21 protein-coding genes and 3 pseudogenes are annotated in these 26,007 nt (G+C 47.6%); 8 read left to right on the plus strand and 16 right to left on the minus strand.

The features are described 5' to 3' along the window. From H6F72_RS29005 to H6F72_RS29030, 6 genes and pseudogenes are all read left to right on the plus strand, one after another. Nucleotides 1-146: transposase (locus H6F72_RS29005; protein ID WP_190431025.1), on the plus strand; the 146-nt coding region annotated here is incomplete at its 5' end. 516 nt (nucleotides 147-662) lie between these two features. Beyond that, nucleotides 663-872 carry a hypothetical protein gene (locus H6F72_RS29010; protein ID WP_190443419.1) on the plus strand — a complete coding sequence of 70 codons (210 nt, stop codon included), beginning with the start codon at nucleotides 663-665 and terminating at the stop codon, nucleotides 870-872. A gap of 82 nt (nucleotides 873-954) precedes the next feature. Then, nucleotides 955-1,122 (plus strand): hypothetical protein, encoded by a 168-nt coding sequence (locus H6F72_RS29015; RefSeq protein WP_190443421.1) that lies wholly within the window; start codon nucleotides 955-957, stop codon nucleotides 1,120-1,122. Between the two features lie 29 nt (nucleotides 1,123-1,151). After that, on the plus strand, nucleotides 1,152-1,688 hold the full coding sequence (locus H6F72_RS29020; RefSeq protein WP_190443423.1) for a hypothetical protein: 537 nt from the start codon (nucleotides 1,152-1,154) through the stop codon (nucleotides 1,686-1,688). A gap of 431 nt (nucleotides 1,689-2,119) precedes the next feature. Beyond that, nucleotides 2,120-2,317, plus strand: a pseudogene (locus H6F72_RS30650) (LuxR C-terminal-related transcriptional regulator); the annotation flags it as partial. 264 nt (nucleotides 2,318-2,581) lie between these two features. Then, nucleotides 2,582-3,067, plus strand: coding sequence for a DUF1622 domain-containing protein (locus tag H6F72_RS29030; protein ID WP_190443428.1), 486 nt, complete (start codon nucleotides 2,582-2,584; stop codon nucleotides 3,065-3,067). Nucleotides 3,068-3,509: 442 nt separating this feature from the next. On the opposite strand, the gene H6F72_RS29035 is transcribed toward H6F72_RS29030, so the two are convergent. The 5 genes from H6F72_RS29035 to H6F72_RS29055 all read right to left on the minus strand — a co-directional run bounded on the left by H6F72_RS29035 (nucleotide 3,510) and on the right by H6F72_RS29055 (nucleotide 11,531). Further along, the gene (locus H6F72_RS29035; protein ID WP_190443430.1) at nucleotides 3,510-5,543 is read right to left on the minus strand and encodes an amylo-alpha-1,6-glucosidase; all 2,034 of its coding nucleotides are present in this window, start codon (nucleotides 5,541-5,543) and stop codon (nucleotides 3,510-3,512) included. 44 nt (nucleotides 5,544-5,587) lie between these two features. Continuing rightward, nucleotides 5,588-7,159, minus strand: a complete 1,572-nt coding sequence (locus tag H6F72_RS29040; RefSeq protein ID WP_190443431.1) for a GMC oxidoreductase — start codon at nucleotides 7,157-7,159, stop codon at nucleotides 5,588-5,590. 106 nt (nucleotides 7,160-7,265) lie between these two features. After that, nucleotides 7,266-8,087, minus strand: coding sequence for an aquaporin (locus H6F72_RS29045; RefSeq protein WP_348252656.1), 822 nt, complete (start codon nucleotides 8,085-8,087; stop codon nucleotides 7,266-7,268). Nucleotide 8,088: 1 nt separating this feature from the next. Continuing rightward, nucleotides 8,089-10,746, minus strand: coding sequence for a glucosidase (locus tag H6F72_RS29050; RefSeq protein ID WP_190443433.1), 2,658 nt, complete (start codon nucleotides 10,744-10,746; stop codon nucleotides 8,089-8,091). Between the two features lie 2 nt (nucleotides 10,747-10,748). Beyond that, a complete protein-coding gene (locus tag H6F72_RS29055) occupies nucleotides 10,749-11,531 on the minus strand; it encodes a glucose 1-dehydrogenase (protein ID WP_190443435.1) in 783 nt (260 codons plus the stop codon). 153 nt (nucleotides 11,532-11,684) lie between these two features. Between H6F72_RS29055 and H6F72_RS29060 the strand changes: the two are divergent. Continuing rightward, nucleotides 11,685-11,876, plus strand: a pseudogene (locus H6F72_RS29060) (Tn3 family transposase); the annotation flags it as partial. A 132-nt stretch (nucleotides 11,877-12,008) separates the two neighbouring features. Here the strand turns inward: H6F72_RS29060 and pgl are convergent. The 10 genes from pgl to fabG form a co-directional block, all read right to left on the minus strand. Then, nucleotides 12,009-12,797 (minus strand): 6-phosphogluconolactonase, encoded by a 789-nt coding sequence (gene pgl / locus H6F72_RS29065; protein WP_199299383.1) that lies wholly within the window; start codon nucleotides 12,795-12,797, stop codon nucleotides 12,009-12,011. A gap of 11 nt (nucleotides 12,798-12,808) precedes the next feature. Beyond that, on the minus strand, nucleotides 12,809-13,042 hold the full coding sequence (locus H6F72_RS30655) for a hypothetical protein (RefSeq protein WP_242017217.1): 234 nt from the start codon (nucleotides 13,040-13,042) through the stop codon (nucleotides 12,809-12,811). After that, nucleotides 13,042-13,755, minus strand: coding sequence for a class I fructose-bisphosphate aldolase (locus H6F72_RS29070; RefSeq protein WP_242017218.1), 714 nt, complete (start codon nucleotides 13,753-13,755; stop codon nucleotides 13,042-13,044). The genes H6F72_RS30655 and H6F72_RS29070 overlap by 1 nt, the downstream gene beginning before the upstream one ends. A gap of 166 nt (nucleotides 13,756-13,921) precedes the next feature. Further along, nucleotides 13,922-14,830 (minus strand): Cof-type HAD-IIB family hydrolase, encoded by a 909-nt coding sequence (locus H6F72_RS29075; protein WP_190443437.1) that lies wholly within the window; start codon nucleotides 14,828-14,830, stop codon nucleotides 13,922-13,924. A gap of 70 nt (nucleotides 14,831-14,900) precedes the next feature. Beyond that, nucleotides 14,901-16,439, minus strand: a complete 1,539-nt coding sequence (zwf, locus tag H6F72_RS29080) for a glucose-6-phosphate dehydrogenase (RefSeq protein WP_190443439.1) — start codon at nucleotides 16,437-16,439, stop codon at nucleotides 14,901-14,903. Continuing rightward, nucleotides 16,436-17,464 carry a phosphogluconate dehydrogenase (NAD(+)-dependent, decarboxylating) gene (gene gnd / locus H6F72_RS29085; RefSeq protein WP_190443441.1) on the minus strand — a complete coding sequence of 343 codons (1,029 nt, stop codon included), beginning with the start codon at nucleotides 17,462-17,464 and terminating at the stop codon, nucleotides 16,436-16,438. Before gnd ends, zwf begins: the two co-directional genes overlap by 4 nt. A gap of 115 nt (nucleotides 17,465-17,579) precedes the next feature. Next, entirely contained in the window at nucleotides 17,580-20,459 is a 2,880-nt protein-coding gene (locus H6F72_RS29090) for a bifunctional transaldolase/phosoglucose isomerase (protein WP_190443443.1), read from the minus strand. A gap of 62 nt (nucleotides 20,460-20,521) precedes the next feature. Next, nucleotides 20,522-22,597 carry a transketolase gene (gene tkt, locus H6F72_RS29095; protein ID WP_348252658.1) on the minus strand — a complete coding sequence of 692 codons (2,076 nt, stop codon included), beginning with the start codon at nucleotides 22,595-22,597 and terminating at the stop codon, nucleotides 20,522-20,524. A gap of 695 nt (nucleotides 22,598-23,292) precedes the next feature. Next, entirely contained in the window at nucleotides 23,293-23,577 is a 285-nt protein-coding gene (locus tag H6F72_RS29100) for a hypothetical protein (protein ID WP_190443446.1), read from the minus strand. 74 nt (nucleotides 23,578-23,651) lie between these two features. Beyond that, nucleotides 23,652-24,347, minus strand: coding sequence for a 3-oxoacyl-ACP reductase FabG (gene fabG / locus H6F72_RS29105; RefSeq protein WP_190443448.1), 696 nt, complete (start codon nucleotides 24,345-24,347; stop codon nucleotides 23,652-23,654). 395 nt (nucleotides 24,348-24,742) lie between these two features. On the opposite strand from fabG, the gene H6F72_RS29110 reads away from it, so the two are divergent. Next, the gene (locus H6F72_RS29110; RefSeq protein WP_190443450.1) at nucleotides 24,743-25,804 is read left to right on the plus strand and encodes a transposase; all 1,062 of its coding nucleotides are present in this window, start codon (nucleotides 24,743-24,745) and stop codon (nucleotides 25,802-25,804) included. Nucleotides 25,805-25,909: 105 nt separating this feature from the next. On the opposite strand, the pseudogene H6F72_RS29115 reads toward H6F72_RS29110, so the two are convergent. Beyond that, nucleotides 25,910-26,007 (minus strand): annotated as a pseudogene (locus tag H6F72_RS29115) (IS5/IS1182 family transposase); the annotation flags it as partial.

Below are 26,007 nucleotides of genomic sequence, written 5' to 3' on the forward strand. Positions count from 1 at the left end.
ACAAGTCTGTCTATCGTCAACGGAATCAGGTGGAGCGCTGTTTCAATCGCTTGAAGCAAAACCGTCGCATTGCAACGCGCTATGAGAAAAAAGCTGAAAACTACCTTGCCATGCTGACTCTAGCCTCTATCATGATGTGCCTGTAGTTTTAAAACACGCCCTAGTTTTAGCGGCTTAGGTATTTCTGACAGTTCTTCGTGCTCAAGTAGAACCAATGATTGAAGCTGATAACAGCTCTCTCCTTTTGACTCTAATTGGGCCTATAGCAGTGTTCAAAGCAGCCCGAAGATTATTATCAAGTCGAGCATTTGGGAGATGAAGTGCTGAGTTTGGAAACTTTGATTTCTAAAAGTTTGGTTGCTCGAACATGTTCTTCATTGGTCTTACTGGCGTAAAGCTCATCCAGTAGTTGCCTTTTACTACCACTACCGTAAGCGATCTCAAACATCATCCCAACAAGTACAACTGTAATACTTATGGTCGTACTTTAGTTCAAATCCATACTCCAACTAAAGTCGGAGTCAATTTTCTACTTTGAGATAGCTTGATTTATCACCATTTGATTGTGTAGAAGTACCAACTCTGAGTGGACGACAAGTAAGCGTCAATTGCCTATATTAAGTTCGAGGCAACTGAGGTACAAATGGACACCGAATACTACGATGACATTATCGTCGGTGGTATTACATACAGCAGGTAAAACTTTAGCCCCTGCGCTGGTCGTCAGTGGACATAAGACCGCTTTAGTGAAACACAGTTCAAACAAGATTGGCGACACCTACAACAATTTCGCTTGCATTGCCGCTAAAACAATGGTGTTGATTCCACTCATGCCTGGGCTCAAAGAAGCTGGATTCTCAACGAGGAGATGATCATGGAGCTAAAACAGTTATTTGAGCACCTGATCGTACTTGGCAGTGGCTACATTGGGTTGGAATTTGCCTGAATGTTTCAATGCTTTGGCTCTCGTGTCACCCTTTCCTATTCATTAATCTGGAACTGGCGCATGTCGATTTAACCGAAACTGAGGCGCTACAACAAGGTTCCGCCATTGGTGTAGCAAAGTTTGATGTCTCAGCCATTCCAGAGCGAAAACCCTGGATCGATCTGATGGCATATTGAAAACCAATCAGAAAATTGAGGTAAAATCAATGACTCAACTTCCACATGCTGAACTTATTTCTACTGCTTCAATGAATGCCTACCATTGGCAACATAAGCTTGATCGCCCCCAATCACATCGTTGTTCTGAAAAACCTAGTCGTAATCGAGGCGTGTTCCTGTCCCAGCGAGGATGGCAAAAGTTGGTTCAAGCGGGAGTATTACACACCGAATACGGTGAGCGCCACACCTATGAAGAGCTGAGTGCCCGATCTCTTCTTGATAAACGTACTGTCAGTCGATTGTTAAGTTGCGAAGTCAAAGTCGATAAAGGCACGCTGAAAATATTCTTCCGGGCTTTTAACTTATCACTAGAAACTGGTGACTACGCTTCGTCTAGGGGTAATGAAGTAAATGATGTAAAACTTGATGCATCAGCCCATGCAACCTTGATGTTACAGAAAATTGAGTTTGAACAGATTGTTGAAGATCTGCTCCAATTGAAGCAGCAATTAAGAGAGTACGATCGCCTGTTTCAGCGGTTGGGCTTAAACGAAAGCCATATTAGTCAACAATTGAGAGCATAGGTTACTCACTAGTACGGAACTATCTGAATTTCTGGGGTTTGGTGTAGATCATCGCTATACGATCGGAGCTGCTTTAGGGTATGTGATTACCATCGCTTCAAGAGCCACGATCGCATCTACATTGTTGTGCACTAATTGTGCTAGTCACTCTCATTCACGGTGTTCTATCAACTAGTGAATCTGCCGATGTTTCAAACTCTATCATTGGAGATAGCCTTATGTCCTCTAATACATTATTAATCAAAGGTAATTCCAAACCTCTCAATATTTTATCTCAAGTTAATTTTCCTCTGAATCACGCTCTCACCCATGTTGCTCAAGAAACTGCTGAATTGTTGCAACATATTTATTCAGATCAATCCGATGACACCAATTCTATTAAGACGGTTGCAATTCGAGCCATTGAACCAAAATACATGCAAGTTATTGCTGCCGAACCGTTAACTCAACGTGAATTAGAGGTATTACAACTGATTGTGGATGGCTATCGAAATCCTATGATTGCTGAAAAGCTACATATTGCTGAAGGTACAGTCAAAATCCATGTCCGCAATATTCTTAAAAAACTTTGCGCCGATGATCGAACTCAAGCAGCAATTCGGGCACTTCGATCCGGTCTAGTTTGCTAGGGAGTTGATACTGCTCAATCCGGTTGATAACGAGATCATGATATTCCTAGCGGTTACGTTCTTCAAGTACCACCAAACATTGAACAGGACGATTTCAGGTACAAAGCGCCGCCATTTGAATAGAAATGCATTAGACATAGAAAAGCTAGATGCAAGAGTTGAAGGTTTTCCTACCTTACCGCCAACTTATTTTGCAACAGAACTGTCTCAGCGAGGTATGTCGTTCGCCACTAAGAAATATTTACGACACAGTTGTAGAAGTGTATGAAACAAGATCCGTCGCGAGAGTCCCTGATCAACTTGCTGTTGCCACTCTTTCTCATTTTAGGCTTGGTGCTGCTGCTGAGCTTGAATGCAGGGCAGAACAACCAGACTGCCGAGTCAGTCAGTCTATTAGAGGCATGGCTGAAAGTCATCGTTAGCTATTTAGCGGCAGGGGCAGAAATTGCCGCAGCCCTTGTCATTGGTGAGGCGATCATGCGCGGTCTTTTGAGTTACATCCGCCAACTACTCTCGCGGAGGCAGCAGCCCGATGCCACCAAAGTGATTCGCCTGCAACTGGGGCGGGTATTGGCGTTAGGTTTGGAATTTACCGTTGCTAGTGATATTCTTCTCACAGCAGTTGCTCCGACGCGCCAAGATATTTTAAACCTAGGCGCGATCGTGTTGTTGCGAACGTTGCTCAACTACTTCTTAGAGCGAGAAATTCGACAAGGAGAACAACCAGTTGTCCAGAGAAACCTATCGTGATGGAGGAACGATGAGTCGAGATATTCTCAGTGTCGAGTCGATGGACAATACAAGGCGATCGCTCAGATAGCGCTGATCGTTTGGGAAAGAACTGATGTTAGAAACAGCACTAACCCTTAAGGTTTTGAGCGTTGTGGCACTTGTCGACAGCAATTCTCATTTTGAAACATTTGTACTAATACTAGGACTTTCAAAGACTTTTATGCCTGATCACCTGAACGACAGAATGCAGGGTCTAGCCGTTTGAAGCCACTGAAATCAGATATCTAAGTGAGAATTATTCTTATCTGAGAATTGCTGACTTGTCGAAGTGTTGAGCCGCAGCGGCTGTTATTTGCTTTGCTTGCCTTCAGTGCTTTTGAGGGTTCTCTCGAGCCACATCATAGCAGCACTACAGCTTCGAACCTCAATCCTGTCCCAATTGATAGCAGTTACAGTCGAGTTATTTGCCAATTTTGTTTTGGGTGGGGGTCACATTTCGGACGCAGTGGTGATGGTCATCAATGATTGACCAAGCACGCAAAACTTCGGCAACTGTCCACGCTTGGGCAATGCAGCCTCTTGCCGTCATGGGAGCATCACCATCAAAAATTTCACTAAGGTTTCCCAGTCCATGTGTGGTGAGATGGTTTACCAATGGTTCCAGGAGCTTCTGCGCCTGTGCTGGATTGTTGTAAACTCGCAGATGTGCCAAGGCAAAAGCTCCGAGTAGCCAACCCCAAACGGTTCCCTGATGGTAAATGCGATCGCGTTCAGCCCCCTTTCCACCATAGTGTCCTGCATAATCGGGATGGTCAGGAGAGAGCGATCGCAACCCATGAGAGGTGAGCAGTTTTTTTCCACATACATCTACCACTTGCCGCTGTTGAGATGGCGTGAGTGGACTTTGAGGTAAAGACACAGCAAAAATTTGGTTGGGTCGCAGCGAGTCATCGTCTCCATTCGGTGCATCAATTACGTCGTAGCAGTATCCAGTTGCTTCATTCCAAAAGCGAGAGAACTTAGCTAAGGTACGATTGGCGATCGCTTCATAATCCTGGTGGGGTTTGCCAATCTGCCGCGCAAACTTTGCCATAGTACGAAGCGCGTTATACCAGAGCGCATTGATCTCAATCGGTTTGCCAATCCGAGGGGTAATCACCTGATTATTAACTTTGGCATCCATCCAGGAAAGCTGCACTCCTGCTGTTCCGGCATAGAGTAAGCTATCGGACGCATCCAGGTGAATGTTGTAACGAGTGCCGCGACAGTGCCAGTCAATTACATCTGCCAGCACAGGAAACAGGTCACGCAGCAGACTATCATCTTCCGTTGCACAGTAGTATTGGCGGATGGCTTCAAAGTACCAGAGCGTTGCATCAACTGTGTTGTATTCGGGGGTTTCTCCAGCATCGGGAAAGCGATTGGGCAACATCCCCTGATCAACATATTGAGCAAAGGTCCGAAGAATCGATCGGGCGATTTCTGGACGACCCGTAGACAGCGTTAGTCCTGATAGACTAATCATCGTGTCGCGTCCCCAATCGCCAAACCAGTGATAGCCAGCAATGATAGTTTTGCCCACAGGGTCATTGGATGAAGGGCGATCAACGATAAACTGGTCGGCAGCTAACACCAGTCGATGAATCCAGTCTGGAGTTTTCTCAGCGTGAATCGGACGGCTGATTTCAAACAGTTGAATTAACTTTTGCTCATGAGCCGTTCTTAATTTGAGGGCGCTTTCACCCTCTAAATCGAGTTGCGGTTCGGTGCTAACCACGATTGTGAAAGATGACGCTGGTTCAAGCGTGATGGTAAAAGTTGCGGCATGGAGATGGTCTTCACGATCGCTCAATCCGCGATCGCGTTCTACCGCTAAATCAAAGTTGTAATACCACTCATGAGCCGGAGTGACGCTGGCAGAATTGCTGAGTAAATAAACTGGAGCCGCACCCGGAAAGGCAGTAATTTGGATGCCTTGGGCGCTCGCTTCAACACTCATTTGCCATCCATTGCTCTGAGTGCTGCCGTGATAGTCGCGATAGTTAACAAACGCCTGTAGCGTCAGTTGCAGCGGTTGCGTGGCGCGACTCAACGTATACTCCACATAGGTGGTATTGCTTCCGGGCTGCATCCAGATTCGCTTCTCAAGTTGGACATCGCTAAAGCCAAACTGCCAAACAGGAGTAGTCCCATCCAGGAAAAATCGCTCGATGCGATGGTATCCATCTGAACTCACCGTGCCGTTTGTCCAACGATTCGTGAAAAGCGAATAAGACTGTTCATCATAGTGAACAGTTTCATCTAGTTTGGTGACGAGTAAGGTGCGTCTTAATGGCGGATTTAGTGCCGCAATGAGTAAGCCATGATAGCGACGGGTCAACAGTCCTGCAATCGTGCCAGAGGCATACCCGCCAATACCGTTGGTAACTAGCCATTCTCGCGATTCGGCTGTTGGCAGCGTACCGCAGATTTCTCGCCCAAATTCAATATCCATCTGTAAAAAGTCTTTGTGCAACACCAACCCAATTGTTTAGGATGTTATTTCATCCGGTCTTGTAAGTGATCCGCGACCCGTAGCGCATTCGCAATAATTGTCAGTGTAGGATTCACGCCAGAATTCGAGGGAAAGAAACTGCCATCCACTACATAGAGATTGTCTACATCATGGGTGCGACAGTTAAGGTCAAGCACTGAGGTAATTGGATCTTCACCCAAACGACAGGTGCCGCACTGATGCCCTACTGCCTGTAAAGGGATACTGTTACGCGGATAAATACCCATTGGAATGATAAAGGGCTGCATCGAGTGATCATTAGTCTCCAATACTTTGATCCAGCGTTGCACCAGGCGATCGTGTGCTTTTGTATTGTTCGGTTTGTATTCCAAACAGACCTTGTCATCCATTACCCGAACTCGATTGTCTGGATCGGGTAAATCTTCAGACTGTAACCACCATCCCGTTGAATGACTGGCAATTTGTTCAAGGCCGAAACCCGGAACCAGTTTGACAAGCGGTGCTAATACAGCAGGTGTTTCAGCCGGAATCATATCCCCCAACACATTGCCCGTATTTTGGATTTGTCCCATTGGATAAGGAAAATCTGGCTCCCCCCAATAGAAATCATTAATGGCGATCGTCTTTTGATAGACAGCTGGGTTTGGCTTGGTACTGAGTGCCAGAATTGCCGTTGCCAAATGCTTCATAAGGTTACGTCCCACCTGGTTTGAACGATTTGCCAAACCATCAGGGTGCTGATCACTCGCAGAACGCAAGAGTAAAAGCGCAGAGTTAATTGCGCCACAGGAAACCACGACAGTGTCACTGGTGAAAAGCTGCGATTGTCCCTCAATCTCTGTCTCGACCCCAGTCACTTCTCGCCCTGATGCGCTGGTGTGTAGCCGCACTACTTTAGCTTGCGTTATTAAAGTGACATTGTTGTGCTGTTGAGCCGGACGCACTGCGTTTACATCGGCATCGGCTTTGGCATGAACCAGGCAGGGAAACCCATCACAAGTGTTACAACGAATGCAGGGACTAAACTCTGGATTTACCTCATCCAGCTTAATTCCTAATGGCAAATGAAAGGGATGTAAGCCCTGCTGCCGAAAACCATCACTCATATCCTGCATTCGAGGTTCATGACTCACAGGAGGATGGGGATAGCCTTCACTCATCGGTGGCTCAGTTGGGTCTTCACCCTGCAACCCGTGCACGTTATAGAGTTTTTCTGCTTCTGTGTAATAAGACTCAAAATCTCGATATTTTAAGGGCCAAGCAGAGGAAACTCCCTCATGGTGAGCGACTGTATCAAAGTCTTGCTCCCGCATTCGCAGGAGTGCCGCACCGTAAACTTTAGTATTGCCACCAACCCAATACCCTACACCTGGGCGAAAGGATTTGCCCCCAAGGTTGTACCACATCTCATCGGTGTGGTAGCGCTCTTTCTGATAAACCTCTTTAGCATTCCAATTCGCTTTCTCACGCGGTAAGAAACTCCCACGCTCTAAGATCAAAATCTTCTTTCCAGTAGGAGCAAGCCGATGAGCCAGCGTGCCACCTCCTGCACCTGTGCCAATAATGATAATGTCGTAGTCAGTGTTGACGGTCATAAGTAATTCTCTTAGAAGTAAGAAGAGGTAGCTTGGGTTGAGGGATGAAACCCAACATGTAGAATGTTGCTAACGTTCAGAGCCTTGAGGTTGGGTTTCGCAAAGCTCAACCTAACCTACTTAAACGATCGCTTAAATCGACCTCACCCTCCTGGTTGTAGTTGCAGCGAAAAATACAGCGTTTGTACGTATGGTGATCGAGTTTGGCACACTTGACAGAGCGTTGCCCAAATACAGACAGATATAATTCAGCAGCAGAAAACATTCCAACCAATGGAGCAAAGATATAGAGCGGAAATGCCGTCCAGATTTGTGCAGGAAAGGCGGAGGCGAAACTACGGGCAGGATTCATACCGAACCCGGAGAGCGGTGCTTCTAAAAAGACGTAAAGCATCACCAGGCAACCCGCAAAGATGCCTGTGTAACGGCTGAATTTTTTGTGGTTACTGGTCAGTAAAACGGTGAGCATCATGATAAAAGCAATCACAAACTCACCTAATAAAGCAGCAAGCCAGCCCATTGCTCCTGGTACCGTAACAATGTAGTTGACAGGCGGTTGGGTGAATCCATTCCTCAAAGCCAGGACGACTAGATAAACTCCCAGCACTCCACCCAAGCACTGAAATAGAACGTAGAAAGCAGCATCCTGTCGTTTTACTTTGCCCAGTCGATAAAAAGTGAGTGTGACTGCGGGGTTCATGTGTGCGCCGGATTGTTTGCCCCAAGGAGAATAAATCAGGACGATCGCCGTCATTCCCATTGCTACACCAATCAACAATCGGCGCAAATCGGCATTGGCGATCGCTTGATGAATTGGTGAGTTGGGATATTCAAAAATGACCGTAAATACCCCTGCGGAGACCATAAACAGCCCCAGCAGTGCCGCTTCCATGAGGTATTCGGGCCAATGCTGTTTCAGCGTTTTCACCTTAACCTCCCTGTGCCCGATGTTCAGCATTTTGGAGAATCATGGCAGCGACTAATCCTGTCCATCCAGTTTGGTGACTGGCTCCTAACCCCGCACCGTTGTCACCATGAAAATATTCGTGGAACAGAATGTAATTGCGCCAGTGCGGGTCTGATTGAAAGGCTTCTAAGCCGCCATAGATCGGACGGCGACCTGACTCATTTTGCTCAAACAGGGCAACTAAACGATGAGAGAGGGCGATCGCCACTTCCCGCAGCGTCATTTCCTGCCCCGAACCTGTGGGGCATTCTACCTTAAACTCATCTCCAAAATAGCTGTGAAATTGCCAGAGTGCTTCAATAATTAGATAATTCACCGGAAACCAGATCGGTCCACGCCAATTTGAATTGCCGCCGAATAAACCAGTCGTTGATTCAGCCGGTTCATAATGGACGTAGTAGCTATCTCCAGGGCATTCCAGCACATAGGGATGTTCCTGATGATATTTGGACATCGCTCGAATGCCGTGAGGACTGAAGAACTCGTCTTCATCTAACATTCGCTGCAAAATTCGCTTTAGCTTTGCGTCGTACACAATCGACAACAATCGTCTGGCCCCCATACCCGGAGTTTCCATGCAGGCAATATTGTTTTTCAAATCTGGACGATTTTGAATAAACCACTGCATCCGCTTTTTGAAACCTGGAAATTGTTCCAATGTTTCTAATTCCAGAACCGTCACGGCATAAAGGGGAATTAACCCCACCATCGATCGCACTTTGAGCGGCAACTGCTGCCCCTGTGGCAATTGCAGCGCGTCATAGTAGAACCCATCTTCGTCATTCCACAACGAAATGTTGGTATCTCCAATGCCATCGATCGCATCAGCAATATAGAGAAAGTGTTCAAAAAATTTGCTGGCAATATCTTCGTAAGATTTATCTTCCTTTGCCAGTTCCAGAGCGATCGCCAGCATATTTAAGCAATACATTCCCATCCAACTGGTGCCGTCTGCCTGATTGAGATAGCCGCCTGTAGGCAGCTCCTTGCTGCGATCGAATACTCCAATGTTATCCAGTCCCAGGAAGCCACCCTGAAACACATTCTTGCCTGCCACGTCTTTGCGATTGACCCACCAAGTGAAGTTGAGTAACAGTTTATGAAAGACCCGCTGAAGGAACTGGCGATCGCTCCGTCCATAAAACTTCTGCTCAATTTGATACACCCGCAGCGCTGCCCATGCCTGCACAGGAGGATTCACGTCACTAAATGCCCATTCGTAGGCGGGTAGCTGACCGTTGGGCTGCATGTACCATTCGCGAGTTAGGCGATCGAGTTGCAGCTTGGCAAAATCGGGATCAATGACCACCAACGGAATCAGGTGAAACGCCAGATCCCAGGCGGCAAACCAGGGATATTCCCATTTGTCGGGCATCGAAAGGATATCTTCGCTGAACAAGTGGCTCCACTCACGGTTGCGTCCTTCTTTGCGTTCAGCGGGTGGTTGTGGTTGCCCGGAATCGCCATCTAGCCAGTCTTGCACCACATAGTGATAGTACTGTTTGCTCCACAGTAGGCCCGCAAATGCCTGCCTTTGAATGTTGCGTTCATCTTCTGACATGGGGAAGGGAGAAATTCGTCCATAAAACTCATCGGCTTCCTGCTTGCGTGTATCAAAAAGATGAGTGAATTCTGCACCAAACGGTTCAGCAACAGTGTCGACATCACTCAGTCGTAAGCGAATAGTTTTTGTTTCCCCTGGTGCAATCGATAGCTGATAGTGAGCGGCAAATTTGGTGCCAATGCGATCGCCATTCACGGCATCCTGCTGTCCCTCGACAACATAATCATTGATGCCATCTTTCACATAAGGTGATTGGTTGCCAACACCAAACAGTCGGCTGTAGTTCGTTTCATTATCTGTAAAAATTAAATCTGCGCCGCTTTCGCAGTAAAGCCAACGGGTTCCCAAAGTGGGGTGAGCCGCTTCAACCACGCTGAACTCCTTCTCGTCTACCACTTTAATGAACGGTTTTTCACTCTCCAGATTCCAGTCCCAGGTATTGCGAAACCAGAGCGTAGGTAGCAGATGTAATGTGTGCGCTTCTGAGCTACGATTGGCGATCGCCACCTGAATCAAAATATCATCAGGTGAGGCTTTGGCGTATTCCACAAACACATCAAAGTAGCGATTCTCCGCAAAAATCCCAGTATCTAGCAGCTCAAATTCTGGCTCAGTTTTGCTTCTGTGACGGTTTTCTTCTACCAGTTGAGTATAGGGAAATGCCTGCTGTGGATACTTATACAGGCACTTCATGTAAGAATGAGTAGGTGTATTGTCGAGGTAAAAATAATACTCCTTGACATCCTCACCGTGATTGCCTTCTGGGCCAGTTAAGCCAAACAGCCGTTCTTTTAAGATGGGATCATTACCATTCCAAAGCACGATCGCAAAACATAACCGCTGCCGACTATCTGAGATGCCTGCAATGCCGTCTTCACCCCAGCGGTAGGCACGTGAGCGTGACTGTTCATGGGAAAAGTAATCCCAGGCGGCACCATAGGGACTGTAATCTTCTCGCACGGTTCCCCACTGCCGCTCACTGAGGTAAGGCCCCCAACGTTTCCAGTAGGCAGTTCGTTCCCGGTCTTGCTGTAATCGAACTTCTTCTGGGGTCATAACTACTGTTCTTGGTAGTTCCACAACAATCCACCATCGACAAAGAAAGTGGTTCCAGTCACATAGTCAGACTCAGCTGATGCGAGAAACGTGACAATCGAGGCCACATCTGCCGGTTTGCCTAATCGCCCTAGCGGAATGTTGCTCAGCAGTGCGCCTAATTTTTCTGGATCGTTTAGTAGCTTGGTGTTGATGGGTGTCTCGATCGCACCGGGTGCCACATTATTAATCGTGATCCCAAAGGGAGCTAGCTCAACCGCAAGATTACGAGTCAGCATTTTTAAGCCACCCTTACTGGCACAATAAGCCGCAAAGTGAGGAAAGGGCAATTCTTCGTGAACCGAACTGATATTGATCACCTTGCCAGGATGCTTCGTCTCCATCAAATGTTTGGCAAAGGATTGAGTGGCAAAAAATACACCCTTTAAGTTCACATTCATGACGGCATCATAGTCTGCCTCAGTCACATCCCAAAAGTCTGCGTTCTTCTCGATTCCAGCATTGTTGACTAGAATGTCTAGTCTGCCAAAGTGAGTGATGCTGTCTGCAATCATGCGCTGCACGTCAGCAACCATACCCGTATCGGCTTGAACGGTGAAGCCATCGACCATATGACATTGACCACCCGCTGCTTTTACCTTTGAGAGGGTTTCCTCTGCCCCCTCTGGATGAGAACGGTAGTTAATCACAACGCTCGCTCCTTCTTGGGCGAGACGAATGGCGATCGCCTGTCCAATTCCCTGGCTGCTACCCGTAACCAGCGCAACTTGGCCTTCCAGCTTCATACTTACTCCAGTGATGGTGTCGATTCGATCAAGAAGGAACGGATAGGTTGAAAACTTTTGAAATGTTTCGTTGAAGCATCAAGCAAAGTTTCAGAAAACTCAAATCGCGACGATTTGCTTGCATCACAGCATAAGTTGAAGAAGTTAAAGATTCAGTTCACCCGCAACAATGTCAAATACCCAGTCTTGGTTTTGGTTGAGCTAGGGAGAGCTATCAAAACGATCTTTTTGTGTCGTTACTTACACGATGAGCGTATTCATCAGGAGATTCAGGAAGGCTTGAATGTCGTCATAAACTGGAATAGCGCCAATGACTGCATAGATGCAGCAAATGGGAGTGAATGAACTCAGAACCTTCACGCTACTCATTTATGACCATGTCAATCTTTATGTGCGCTTCTTCCAATCGATTGAAATCAGCAGACAAGATAGACCTGCAATCACCGCTGATTTGGAAGATTGAATGGGTTGCATAATTTAGTCGGGAGTTAATGAAACAGCAGTAGATAGCAACCTTGCTGCCATTTGATCGACCATCCATATCACATTTCCTTGAGCCGGATGAATAATTTGAGCAGGCAAGCGATCGAGTTGATGCTGTCCTTCCAACACTGCTTTCAACGTTGCAGCTTTCTCTACTCCAGTGACAAAGAAGATGATTGTATTCGCGTTGTTAATCACAGGTGGCGTTAAGGTAATGCGATCGCTGTTCAACTCTTCCACCCAGGGTGCAACGACTAAACGAGTTTGCTCATGAACCGCAGCAGTGCCAGGAAATAGAGAGGCGGTGTGTCCGTTAGCCCCCATCCCCAACAACACTAAATCGAAGCGAGGAAATTCATGTTCACCGAGTTGAAAAAATTGTTTCAGGTCTCGTTCATATTCAGCAGCAACTGCTTGAGCATCTGAATTTTCAGCTTTAATGCGATGCACGTTTTCCTGTGGAATCGGAACTTGAAACAGCAATTGCTCTTGTGCCATCCGAAAGTTGCTACTGGAATCATTTGGTGGAACGTGACGTTCATCACCCCAAAATAGGTGGACTTGATTCCAGGAGATTTGATCACGCCAGAGTTGAGTTGCCAACAGTGCGTAAAGACTTTTGGGAGTTGAGCCACCGGAGAGGACGACCGTGAATCGTCCTCGTGCTTGAATCGCTTGCTGGGCTTTTTGCACAAACTCAGTAGCAGCAGCGTGCGTCAGCGCTTCAAGCTTGGCAAAAACTTGAATTTCGGGCTTCATCTGAGACCGGATTAATTTTTGCATGATTGTTCCCTTTATTTCAAAACTGGAATTGGAGCATGGGATGGGTGAGTGTTGTAAATGTCCATGATGGCGTTGAGTAACCGCAACGCATCTGGTTTTGAACGTTGAAATGAATTGCGTCCAATAATTGAGCCAAATCCGTGGCCTGCATGAATCGCTCGAATTTCATTCAGAAGGGCATCATCACTGTTGGTCTCTCCACCCGAAAAAATGACAATTCGTCGTCCGTTAAAAGTACATTGCACTACATGATGCACCCGTTCAGATAAGGTGGCGATCGGGATTTGTTCTTGTCATATACCTTGCGTGCTGCCTCCTGCTCGATATGCTCGTTCGGCAGTTTCACCTTGATAATGTGAGCTCCCAACTGAGCCGCAATCTGAGCTGCATACCCAATCACGTCGATTGCTCTCTCACCCGTTTTGCTTAAACCCGATCCACGGGCGTACGACCAAATCACCACAACCAATCCATTCCGCTTCGCTTCTTCGGCATAGGCTCGAATCTGGTCATACATCTCAAACCGATGGGCTGAACCGGGATAGATGGTGAAGCCGATGCCAACGCAGCCTAATCTCAGCGCATCCTGTACACTGCCAGTTAACGCTTGCATCGGATCAGATTCATCTAACAGCGCATCGTGATCATTGGCTTTCAGAATCAGAGGAATTTCACCAGCAAATTCTCGCGCTCCTGCTTCCAAAAACCCTAACGGTGCAGCGTAAGCATTACATCCAGCTGCGATCGCCAACTCAAAATGATAACGAGGATCATAAGCGGGTGGATTCGGGGCAAAACTGCGGGCTGGACCATGCTCAAAGCCCTGATCAACTGGCAGAATCACTAGTTTTCCGGTGCCTGCTAATTTACCGTGATTGAGCAAACGGCTCAAATTAGTCAGCGTTCCAGGATTATCACTGCCATACCAGCTGAGAATTTCTTTTACTCGCTGAGTCATTGTGTTTCTCCTAAATGTTCAAAGTCTGGTCCAATAAAATCTTTCTTCCGCTTTTCACGGCATATCCTGCCAGCAACTTCGGCAAAACCAATGCACTTGATGGTCACGGATATGGCGAAGGAGTGGACTAGAACAGCAGAGACAGACTGTTCCATCCATTCCAGAGCTAAACCGTTGGTCGAAGACGGCTTTTGGGAATTTCTGTAGCTGTGCGCTTGCCCAGGATGAACCATTCGACCGCATTAGCAAATCCCTCCTCTTCATAAGAAGTGGTTACATACTGAGCCTGTTTCTGCACGTCTGCACTCGCATTACCCATGGCAATGCTCAACCCACTGCGTTCAAACATTGGCACATCATTGAGCATGTCTCCGATCGTGGCAATCTCCTGTCTAGGAATTCCGAGCAGGTGTGAGAGGCGATCAACAACAGCCCCTTTGTTAGCTTGTGGATGAGTTACATCCAGATAATAAGGCTGAGAGCGAGCCGCAGACACTTGCTTGCCGCCACCCGAACTGGCTCCTGCCCGACAGTGAACATGCGGGCTAAACGTTTGCTGAACATCGGTTTCGCAGTGAGCAACAGCATCCAAGTCATCGCTAACGCCAACAATTTTGATAACGTTATCGAGTAAACCGTCGAAACTAGAAACAACCGTAGGTGAAAACTTAACGGTCCACTCTTCACGATCGACGTGAGGACCATGCCGCTCATGCACGAACCAATCCTTACCGCGATAGATCCAGACATCAAGATGATGGTCAGCAATCATCTTGATCACATCTTGAGTAATGGTTGTAGATAAGACGTTTTCCTCCAGGGTAGAGAAGTCGGGGTAGACAAATAGACCGCCATTAAATGCCGCAATTAGCTCTGTCAGCTTTAGCTCATCAGCGATCGTTTTCATACCCAATGGCGGACGACCGCTGGTAATCGTGAAACGAATACCAGAATCCCAAAGTTTATGAATGGCTGCACGAGTGCGATCGGTCAAGATTTTTTCTTTGGTCACTAGCGTCCCATCGACATCTGCAAGCAGCAGAGAAATTTTAGAAGATTGAATGGTTTGACTCATGATGAGGAAGTTGTTGAAACGTAATTTAGTTTGAGTACGAAAGGCTATCGTTATCTGATGAACAGTTCTCTTACGCTGTACCGACCCGCCATTGCCGACCATCTCGTTCTAGTAGTGCATCGGCTTGCGTCGGCCCCCAAGTGCCAGCAGTGTAATTAGGAAAGTTTTGCGGCGATGTTGCTGCCCAGACATCGAGAATGGGTGACACAATACGCCAGCCTAGCTCGACGTTGTCCGATCGCTGAAATAAAGTGGCGTCACCGATCATGCAGTCATAGAGCAGCGTTTCATACCCCGTACTAGGAGTTGTGCCAAAGTAGTCGGCGTAGCAAAAATCCATCTTCACCGCTCCTATCTGCATCGTTGGTCCGGGAATCTTAGCTCCAAGCTGAAAGCTAATGCCCTCATCCGGTTGAATGCGAAGTACCAGAAAATTGGGCGTCAAATGATCGATCGAGGTATCCCGAAACAGAAGGGAGGGCACTTGCTTGAATTGGACTACAACCTCAGTGACTCGTGCGGATAAGCATTTTCCAGTTCGTAAATAAAACGGCACCCCAGCCCAGCGCCAATTATCAATGGTGAGCTTTAAGGCAGCGTAGGTTTCAGTGGTCGAGTCGGGAGCAACCCGTGGTTCCGATCGATAGGCAGGTACCGTCTTTCCATTCACTGTGCCTTCGCCGTATTGCCCCTGTACTGTCTGGGTTTGCACCATCTCAGCCGTAAAGGGCTGAACGGACTTCAGCAATTTTGACTTCTCATCGCGTACAGCATCGGCATCAAATGAGACAGGAGGTTCCATCGTTATCATGGTCAATAATTGAAACAGATGGTTTTGCATCATGTCTCGTACTGCCCCCGTCCCTTCGTAGAAGTTACCTCTACCCTCTACGCCAACTGTCTCCGCCACCGTAATTTGCACATGGTCGATATGTTCCCGATTCCAAATCGGTTCAAATAGTCCATTACCAAAACGAAATACCAGGATATTCTGAACGGTTTCTTTACCCAGGTAATGATCGATGCGGTAGATCTGGCTTTCCTTCAGCACGTGACTGATGTTTTGATTTAAGCTGCGGGCAGACTCCAGATCATGTCCAAATGGTTTTTCAATGATGACGCGCCGCCAGTGCCCGTTATCCTCCTGCACTAACCCGGCTGCACCCAGTTGGGCAATGATGTCACAGAAGAAGTTAGAAGAGGTTGCCAGGTAAAATAGGTAGTTTCCTTGAGTGCCACAATCCTGGTCTACCTGAGTCAGCAAATTGTGCAGCTGCTGGTACATCTTCGCATCTTGAAACTCACCAGAAAGATAGTACAGTCGCTGCTCAAACTGCTGCCAAAGCTGATCATCGACGGCAACCGTTGCGAATTCGTGAATGTCCCGATTGAGTTTGCTGCGGAAGTCATCCTGGCTGATGGGAGTGTGAGCCACCCCCACGATCGCAAACTCCTGTGGCAGTAGATTACTACGCTTCAGGTTGTAGAGTGCAGGCAACAATAAGCGCTTGGTTAAATCTCCAGCAGCGCCAAAGATGACGATCGTGCAAGGTCCAGCTGAATGAGCCAAAGGTTCAACTGCGGCATGAGAGGCAATGGCAACCGTCATGATGAAATCTCCGCATGTTCTTCAATGTGTCCACCGAACTGATAGCGCATGGCAGAAAGCAACTTAGTTGCAAATTCATCCTCACCTCTAGAGCTAAAGCGCTGATAGACAGCAGCACTCAGCACGGGCGCGGGAGCACCTTCATCGATCGCTGCTGTAATCGTCCAGCGTCCTTCTCCTGAATCAGATATTCGACCGGCAAAGGTAGAGAGATGAGGGTCTTGCAGCAGAGCGATCGCAGTTAAATCCAGCAGCCAAGAAGCAATGACGCTACCGCGCCGCCAGACCTCAGCAACGTCTGGCAAATTGAAGTCGTATTGGTAGTGTTCTGGATTACGGAGCGGTGTTGATTCAGCACTGGCAGCCCGCTGCTGTTTACCTACATTCGCGTGATGCAAAATATTGAGTCCCTCGGCGTAGGCTGCCATGATTCCGTATTCGATGCCGTTATGCACCATCTTGACGAAATGACCCGCACCACTGGAACCACAGTGCAAATAGCCTTGCTCAGCCGTACCACTTACTTTTTCTCGACTGGGGGTGCGATCAATGGTTCCAACTCCGGGTGCCAAAGTTTTGAGAATGGGATCAAGATGTTGTACAGCCGTTTCCGGTCCCCCAATCATCATGCAATAGCCACGTTCTAGCCCCCACACTCCGCCGCTGGTTCCAATGTCAACGTAATGAATTCCCTTGGATTCAAGCGCATTTGCCCGGCGAATATCATCAATGTAATAAGAATTGCCACCATCAATCAGAATGTCGCCTGCTTCTAGCTTCTGAGCTAATTCCATCACTATGTCTTCAGTGGGATCTCCGGCGGGCACCATCAGCCAGATCGCACGAGGTTTATCGAGCTTTTGGACAAGATCATCCAGGGTGTAAGCTCCGATCGCCCCTTCCGATGCGAGTTGTTTCACTTTATTGGGTGAGCGGTTGAACACAACACATTCATGATTATTTCGTAGCAAGCGGCGGACAATATTTGCGCCCATACGCCCTAGACCAATGACACCAAGTTGCATTGTTGTTTCTCCAATGGGATTGTTGATTGCGGGAAGTGCAGGTTGAAGGCATTTAGTTTGCGCGATGACAGCATTGCATCATTCTTGACTAACTGCCTGATTGATGCAGAATGACTTACAGAATTTGCTCGATTATCGTTTGCAGTGTAGATAGCCCTGCTTGCACATCCTTGCTGAGATGAATTCGCAGTGCCCGGCGATCGCGGTCTGCTAAAACCTGAAAATCTCCCCGTGCTTGAGCGGCTTTCACCACACCAAACGTATATTTCTGCTGAGGAACTAGAATATCTGTTGCATCATCACAGGTGATTTGGAGAAACACACCGCTATTCGGTCCACCTTTATACGCCTGTCCGGTAGAGTGCAAAAAGGGAGGACCAAACCCTAAGCAGGTTGCCACTTTCTTCGCATCTCGAATGGTTTCTCGGATTATTTGCAATTGGATTTGATGGGCATCATTGCGATCGATGTATGCCAGAAGCGTACAGTAATCTCCTGGCTTTAGTTGATTGAGGTGAGCACGCAGGTAGCTACCTAACGATTGATCAGTTCCTGCTGCCTTAGACAGCACCGACGCATTTTTGGAATCTGTAAATAGTTGAATGCCTGCTTCAATCGCGATCGGTGTTTCCGATGGAAGAGTGCCAGATTTTTCATACTCTGTCGTTAACTGATGAGTCACAATTTTGCTGGCTTCCACATCTGGTTGATTGAAGGCATGGATACCCATGATGGAACCTGCCACGGCTGTTGCAATCTCCCACCGGAAGAACTCTTGACCAATTTGATAAGGATCGGCAATGGAAATACGAACGACAGGTTGTCCTGCTTGCTCTAACGCTGTAACGGCTGCATCCTGAGCTGAGTCAGCCGCAGACTCTAGGCGAATGTAGGCAAAGATGCGATCATCTCCATAGACTGATGGATTACCTAGCGGTTCTTGATCCACGGGAATTAATCCCTTACCCTCTTTGCCTGTAGACTCTGCCAGTAGTTGCTCTAGCCAGGCACCTAAATCTGCAATTCCTGGTGACATACTCAGCGTTACTTTATCTCGTCCCTGGTTTGCCAACACGCCCAGAATATTGCCTAAGACAACGCCCGGGTTCTCTTTGGCTGGAACTGATGGCGCACAGGAATGTACCATTACTTCAGCCGTATCGAGGAACTTTGCCACATCCACTCCCATTGCTGCCGCAGGCACCATGCCGAAGTTCGATAGAGCAGAGTAGCGACCGCCAATACTGGGTACACCAAAGAAGAGATGGCGGAAGTCATCGCCTTCGGCAATGTGTTGCAGTTTAGAACCCGGATCAGTCACGGCAATGAAGCGGTTGCCTGCCGACTCTGCACCCAAAAGTTTCTGCACTTGATCAAAGAAATACTGCTTAAAGATATTGGGCTCTAACGTGCTGCCAGACTTACTCGACACAATGAACAAGGTTCGAGTGAGGTCAATTTGACGTTCGATCGCCTTGATTTGAGCTGGATCAGTGGAATCAAGCACCAGCAGTTCTGGAAAGCCTTGTTTGTTACCAAAGGTCAGCTTCATCACCTCTGGGCAGAGCGACGAGCCACCCATCCCCAGTAGCAATACATGAGTAAACTCCAGGTCTTGAACCTCTTGCGCCAATTGCTTCAGGTGGTCAATGTGCGCCAGTTGGTCTTCGGTAATGCCGAGCCAGCCCAACCACTTGTTTTCATCCGTACCTGTCCACAGCGTTGCATCCTGCGCCCATAGACGACGAATCTTACCGTTCTGCTGCCAATCGTCTAGAGACGCTTGCACAGCTTTGTTCAAAGGTTCGGGCAGTTTATAGGTGAGCGAGTTAAGCTTGTTGCCCAGAATCGCGGTTCGTTTTTCTTCGACAACACTCAACAATTGGTCAAAGGCATTCCTGAAAAGTTGTAAACCTTCTGCCAATAATTGATCTGTCACCTGTTGTAAAGAGATTCCCGCTTGCTGTAGGTTTGCTAGGGTCGATCGAGCCTCATCCAGACTTTCAGTCAAACTAGACCTCGGCTGCCCATGAGCGCGGAAGACAGATAGCGTGGCTGGCGGAACTGTATTTACCGTGTCAAAGCCAATCAATTCCTCGACATACCGCACATCGCTGTATTGGGGATTCTTTGTTCCTGTACTTGCCCATAACAATCGCTGGGTTTGTGCCCCTTGACTGGATAACTTCTGCCAGCGGCTCGATTGATAAATGGTTTGATAACGCTGATAAGCGAGTTTAGCATTGGCGATCGCCACTTTGCCCAATAAGCCTCGGAGCACATCACGCTGCGCTGCATCGGTAACAGTTTTGAGTTGAGCCGTGATTAGGTTGTCAACAGCGTTATCAATTCGGCTCACAAAGAAGCTAGCGACGCTGGCAATGCGCCTGATGTCTCCATCTTTTGCCGCCAGTAGCTCTAAACCAGTAATGAAGGCATTGGCAACCTGCTCATAAACATCCTGAGCAAACAGCAGCGTCACATTCACATTAATGCCTTCACTAATGAGTTGTTGAATGGCGGGAATCCCAGCCGAGGTTGCAGGCACTTTAATCATCACATTGGGACGATCCACTGCCTGCCATAGTCGGCGGGCTTCAGAAATGCTTTGCTGTGTATCATCTGCCAAATAGGGGGAAACTTCTAGACTAATGTAACCATCACGCCACTTGGTTTGCTCATAAATCGGTTTCAAGAGGTCTGCCGTTGCTTGAATATCGGCAATGGCGAAGGTTTCATAGAGCGACATGGCATCTCGATCGTGGCTTTGTTCAATGGTTGACAAAGCGCTGTCATAATCGGTGCTACCTGCGATCGCTTTTTCAAAGATCGAAGGATTTGAAGTCACACCTTGCAATCCATCTTTGTCAATTAAATGTTGGAGTTCACCACTGCTAATTAAACTGCGACGAATATAGTCTAACCAAACCGATTGCCCATAGGATTGGAGGGATTGCAAAGGGTTTTTGGGTTGTGATGCTTGTAAAGTAACCATCTGTTCATATCCTTATTGAATTGGCAACTAAATTTGACACAAGTATGCAAGAACACAAAATATCAACTTGCTAACTGTGCTTTTGCGGCTGTAACAACTTTGTCAGGCGTGAAGCCAAACTTGCGCTGCAATTCTTTTAGAGGCGCTGAAGCCCCAAACGTGTGCATAACAATGCGGGCACCTCTCGAACCCACATACTCACCCCAGCCAAAGGTTGATGCTTGCTCCACACAAACACGGGCAGTAATTGAGGGTGGAATCACACTATCGCGGTAGTCCTGATTTTGCTGCTCAAACAGCTCCCATGAAGGCATACTCACCACTCGCGCCTTAATTCCTTCGGTCTTAAGCTGTTCATACGCTGCAATGCAGAGTGAAACTTCGCTTCCGGTTGCTAGCAGTAATACATCGGGTTTGCCGTTCTCCGCATCTGCCAGAATATAAGCCCCTTTAGCCAAACCGGATGCCGCCGCATACTGGGTACGATCGAGCGTCGGTAATGCCTGTCGAGACAACACCAGCACCACAGGTTGATGCTGCAATTGCATAATTACTCGCCAAGCTTCTACGACTTCATTAGCGTCGGCAGGTCGCAGAGTAATCAATCCCGGAATTGCTCGCAGTGATGCCAACTGTTCAACGGGTTGATGGGTGGGACCATCTTCGCCAACCCCGATCGAGTCATGCGTGAAGATGTAGATGACCGGAATTTCCATCAGCGCACTGAGGCGAATGGAGGGACGACAGTAATCGCTGAAAATAAAGAATCCAGAGCCATAGGCACGGACTTTACTCAATGAAAGTCCGTTGAGGATTGCTGCCATTGCATGTTCGCGGATGCCAAAGTGGAAGTTACGCCCACTGCGATCGTCTGCACTAAAATCACCCGCGCCCTCAAAGGTGAGCCGTGTTTTCGTTGAGGGAGCCAGATCGGCAGCACCACCAATTAACCAGGGGATCTGCTGAGCGATCGCATTCAGCACGCTGGCAGAGGCATCCCGTCCCCCTAGCCCTTTGACATCAGCAGGAAACGTTGGCAGTGCGGTTTCCCAATCATCAGGAAGTTGGCGATGCTGCATCTTATAGAGTTGGTCTGCCAGATCTGGATATTTGGCACTGTACTCAGCAAAGGTTTGCATCCACCCTTGGCGCAGACGATGTCCTCGTTGCCCCAAGTGCTTTTGAAAGTGCGCTTGTACGCCCTCCGGTACCAAAAACTTAGCATCTTCAGACCAGCCGTAATTGCGTTTCGTTAACCGAATTTCCTCTTCCCCTAGCGGGTCCCCGTGGGCTGCACTGGTATCATGTCTATGTGGCGCACCATAGCCAATGTGGCTATCGACAATAATTAGCGTGGGGCGATCGTGTGTTTCCTGAAAAGTTTGAAATGCTCGCTCCAGCATCTCTAAATCATTAGCATCACTGACTCGAATGAGGTTCCAACCGTAAGCTAGAAAACGAGTGCCTATATCATCACTAAAGGTGAGATGGGTATTCCCCTCGATCGTGATGTGGTTGTTATCATAAATCCAGCAGAGATTGGAGAGTTTTAAATGCCCAGCTAGAGAAGCGGCTTCGTTGGAAATACCCTCCATCATGCAGCCATCGCCACACAGGGCGTAGACGTTGTAGTTAAATAACTCAAAGTTAGGACGATTAAAGTGTTGTGCCATCCATTGTCTGGCGATCGCCATTCCTACACTTGTCGCCACACCCTGTCCCAATGGTCCTGTAGTCGTTTCAATGCCAGAAGTCCAGCGATATTCAGGATGTCCAGGACATTTGCTATCCAGTTGGCGGAAGTGCTTAATATCATCGAGCGTAACGGAGGGTTCACCTAATTGTTCGTACTTTGCATTAACAGCTTTGACACCCGTCAAATACAACAACGAATACAGCAGCATTGAAGCATGACCGTTCGATAAAACAAAGCGATCGCGATTTGCCCAGATCGGATCATCGGGATCGAACCGTAAAAATCGCTGCCACAAACAGTAAGCAACGGGAGCTAATGCCATTGGTGTACCTGGATGCCCAGAGTTTGCCTGCTGCACCGCGTCCATCGATAAGGTTCGAATCGTGTTAACGCATAGCTCATCGAGTTGTGTTTGATTTGAAGCTTGAGTTTGGGCAATCACTGCTTGCTCTCCTTCTTAAGGCTTTATAGAAAGAATTAGCGATGTCAACAAAACGCCTTTAAGCGTTAATTTTTAACTTGTGCTAATGCTTTTGGAAAATGAAAGATTTTACTGGCTAAATACGCTGCTTATTATTTGCATTGAAGTTATCCAAGAGCAGCAACTCATTGCAGTGTGCAATACGATCCAATTTCTAACCAGCCAAGATTGCTCAGTTATAGACAATTTAAGACGAATGAAACTGACTTAAGAGCTTTAGGGCTTACGCAATTAGCACAGCGATCGCACTCAGGTAAAAGCACTTGAGTATAAAGTAGAGAGAGGACCGCACATTGGCAAATTTTGGCTGTGAGCAAGTGAGCTCGCAAAAAAAGGAGCCACACCTGGTAAATTTGGGTAGGATTACCAACTTTTACCCTGTAGGGTGACTCTATGCTCAAACTCCAGCATCTTCCTTCAACGGTGCTGCTTCACACAAGTATGCTTGTATCTAGTTAGGTTAACCTGTTATCTGCCAACAGTTTAACCTAACTAGATTGCTAAGAAACTGACCCGTTGAGGGCAGGTAAATCAAGAGCGCCACAGACAGAAGCCTAGACATTGCTTGCCGATCAAATTCTTTGATGTTGAAGATGTCGTCTGTTCGTGCGATTTTTTTGAGGTTTGGCTTTTACGACTTTGCAAAGATAATAACCCTACTTGATTTCGGCAGGATCAAATTCGATAACTCGCCCTGGTCGGGCTGCCAAAAATACGTCGTAGGTGGCGCAATAAGCAATAGTGACATCGTCAGCTTTGTTATAGAGATGGACGACTGTGCCAGCCCCTCCTGGTTGGAGTGCAATGGGTGTCAAATCGCCAAAAAATAGACGGCGAATCGTGTCTCCACTGCCTAATTCATCTCTTACCTTTTGTAGCAGAGCAAGTTTCTTCTCAATGGTTGAGGGTGTTGGATTTGCTGGGTCAGCTGATAAATGCATGGCTATAATTCTCCAGTGGTTTTTACAGTGATACTCGTTGGCGTTCTAGTCTAGAAAATCGATTCTTGACAGCATTAAGCACTGCCATAGACTGGAACTGCTGCCCCTCGAACATCTTGAGCCGCTTCAGATGCTAAGAAACAAATCACTTGAGCTAAAGATTCAGGTTTAACCCAGTTGTGCGCATTCTCAGCTCCCAATGCTCCTCGATTGGTAGGGGTATCAATAATGCTGGGTAAAACCACATTGGCTGTAATGTTGGTTCCTTTGGTTTCATCAGCGATCGCCTTAGTTAGGGCAACCACTCCAGCTTTGGAAGCACTATAAGCTGCGAGTTGTCCGCCTGGTTCTACAGCCCCCCGGGAGCCAACCGTGACAATCCGTCCATACCCGTTCTCTAACATACGTCGTAGACTATGCTTGCAGAGTAAAAAGGTTGTGTTGAGATTTAACCCGAAGTCCCGTTGCCAATCAGCAAAAGGATACTCATGGGTTTTACCGATCGCAAAACCCCCAACCAAATGGATCAACACATCGACTCGCGGCATATTATCTACTAGCTGTTGAACAGCTTGCTCATCTTGCAGATCAGCAGGAGTAAATTGGAGTCTGTCTTGAGTAGTGGGGGAGATAGCATCTTTGATCCGCCCTATTTCTTTCGCTTTGCGATAAGGCACTGTGACGAGCGCACCTTGTGCTAATACAACAGGAGTGACACCTAACCCCAACCCCCCAGTGCCTCCTGTCAGTAACACATACTTGTCTTTCATTATTACTCCATAAATTACATTCTCATTCTTCAACTTTGATTAAAGTTAGAACAGTCAAGTTTTACAAGTTAAGAAGCAAATTAAGTGAGAAAGTGTTTGTAAAAGGTTGTTAAGCAGAACGAATTCAGACCATAAAGTGAGTGGTACCTAAGGAATTCAAGCTGCTTGACTGACAAAACGGGATGCAGTTGGGACAAAGGCTAGGAGGGAAGTAGAGCTTGATTTAGGCTGAGAAGTAACTACACAAAACAGTCAAATCAATGTCCCCGACTTCCCGCCTTTATGATGCGCTGTCTCGATATTTGCGTCAATGCGATATTGAGTGGCAAGATGTGCGTCACCTGCAAACACTCTGTTGGATGATGTAGGGCTTCGCCCCGCTGCAGGCGTATGGCATGATTGAGAACCAAAACGTTCACCTCAATGGGTTTGGGGTATATGTGAAGAGTCGCGCTCAACTTGCCCAGTCCCACCAACGATGGTTTCGCCGCTGGTTGTCGAATCGGCGAATTGATGTCATCTCTGCTCATCATGCCCTCATCGGGCAAGCCCTGTCTGGATGGAAGAGCCAACGACTTTACCTAGGCCTCGATACAACAGTCGTATGGAATCGTTTTTGCATCGTCTGGGTTGGGGTCGTCTACCGAGGTAGGACCGTTCCAGTGGCTTGGCGAGTCGTGGCACATTCGGGCAGCACTGTGAGGCTGTGGACGATTCAACGGGTGTTGCGCCAAGTAGCACGACTCCTGCCCCATGAGGCGACAATTGTCCTTCTGGCAGACCGAGGCTTTGCCGATGGCAAGTTGATGAAGTATCTCAAGGAGAATCTAGGCTGGCATTTTCGCATCCGCATCAAACGCTCGTTCCAATTTCAGTACCAAGGCCAGTGGCGCAAGGTGTCGTCTGTACAACTGCAACCGGGACAAGCATACTTTACTCCTGCAGTGTCTATTGGCAAAACCAAGCCCTACCCCAATGTTTATCTCGCTTTTGCCCATGACCAGCAAAGTAACGAGGATTGGACAATTGTCAGCGACGAACCGACGAGTCTGCGAACCTTTGCTCAGTATCGATTCAGGTTTTGTGTGGAGGAATCATTTTTGGACCTCAAGTCCAATGGCTTCAACTTGGAGTCATCCAGACTGCGTGATCAGTTTGCCCTCTCTCAGCTATGCGGTGTGATTGCATTGACCATGCTGTTTCTGATATTGCAGGGGACACAAGTCGTTGCTTCAGGCAAGCGTCGTCAAGTGGATGCGCATTGGCAACGAGGCACGAGCTATCTCAAGCTGGGGTGGAACTGGATTCGTCTTGCTATCACTCATCAGTGGAAGATTCACGTTTATCCGTTCCTCTCCTGTTCACCTGACCCTCAGCCTGCGATTGCGTCCAAACGACAACAGGGTGATGCTCTCAATCGTGAATTCACCGTCCTCAAACGCATTCCAGCTTCTTAGTTTTGTCAGTCAAGCAGGGAATTCAAGCTCCTGGGAACGAAATCATGAGCCAACCCTACTATGACAGCGACCTCAGGGATAACATCATTAGACCTCCTGCATGAATCAAGAGGGATGTGCCAGTTCATAGTTGAGCAAGCCAGCAATCAAGTTCAAGCGTAAGCCAAACCGCTTTCTCCGGTTGCGATACCGCCCTGAAAAGA

The organism is Trichocoleus sp. FACHB-46, from assembly GCF_014695385.1.
In the GTDB taxonomy this organism is placed as follows: Bacteria; Cyanobacteriota; Cyanobacteriia; order FACHB-46; family FACHB-46; genus Trichocoleus.

Excerpts from the sequence above, each read along its gene's own strand:
- H6F72_RS29010 (WP_190443419.1), top strand. The coding sequence starts at position 663 with ATGACATTATCGTCGGTGGTATTACATACAGCAGGTAAAACTTTAGCC.
- H6F72_RS29015 (WP_190443421.1), top strand. The coding sequence starts at position 955 with ATGCTTTGGCTCTCGTGTCACCCTTTCCTATTCATTAATCTGGAACTG.
- H6F72_RS29020 (WP_190443423.1), top strand. The coding sequence starts at position 1,152 with ATGACTCAACTTCCACATGCTGAACTTATTTCTACTGCTTCAATGAAT.
- H6F72_RS29030 (WP_190443428.1), top strand. The coding sequence starts at position 2,582 with ATGAAACAAGATCCGTCGCGAGAGTCCCTGATCAACTTGCTGTTGCCA.
- H6F72_RS29035 (WP_190443430.1), bottom strand. The coding sequence starts at position 5,543 with ATGGATATTGAATTTGGGCGAGAAATCTGCGGTACGCTGCCAACAGCC.
- H6F72_RS29040 (WP_190443431.1), bottom strand. The coding sequence starts at position 7,159 with ATGACCGTCAACACTGACTACGACATTATCATTATTGGCACAGGTGCA.
- H6F72_RS29050 (WP_190443433.1), bottom strand. The coding sequence starts at position 10,746 with ATGACCCCAGAAGAAGTTCGATTACAGCAAGACCGGGAACGAACTGCC.
- H6F72_RS29055 (WP_190443435.1), bottom strand. The coding sequence starts at position 11,531 with ATGAAGCTGGAAGGCCAAGTTGCGCTGGTTACGGGTAGCAGCCAGGGA.
- pgl (WP_199299383.1), bottom strand. The coding sequence starts at position 12,797 with ATGCAAAAATTAATCCGGTCTCAGATGAAGCCCGAAATTCAAGTTTTT.
- H6F72_RS29070 (WP_242017218.1), bottom strand. The coding sequence starts at position 13,755 with ATGACTCAGCGAGTAAAAGAAATTCTCAGCTGGTATGGCAGTGATAAT.
- H6F72_RS29075 (WP_190443437.1), bottom strand. The coding sequence starts at position 14,830 with ATGAGTCAAACCATTCAATCTTCTAAAATTTCTCTGCTGCTTGCAGAT.
- zwf (WP_190443439.1), bottom strand. The coding sequence starts at position 16,439 with ATGACGGTTGCCATTGCCTCTCATGCCGCAGTTGAACCTTTGGCTCAT.
- gnd (WP_190443441.1), bottom strand. The coding sequence starts at position 17,464 with ATGCAACTTGGTGTCATTGGTCTAGGGCGTATGGGCGCAAATATTGTC.
- H6F72_RS29090 (WP_190443443.1), bottom strand. The coding sequence starts at position 20,459 with ATGGTTACTTTACAAGCATCACAACCCAAAAACCCTTTGCAATCCCTC.
- H6F72_RS29100 (WP_190443446.1), bottom strand. The coding sequence starts at position 23,577 with ATGCATTTATCAGCTGACCCAGCAAATCCAACACCCTCAACCATTGAG.
- fabG (WP_190443448.1), bottom strand. The coding sequence starts at position 24,347 with ATGAAAGACAAGTATGTGTTACTGACAGGAGGCACTGGGGGGTTGGGG.
- H6F72_RS29110 (WP_190443450.1), top strand. The coding sequence starts at position 24,743 with ATGATTGAGAACCAAAACGTTCACCTCAATGGGTTTGGGGTATATGTG.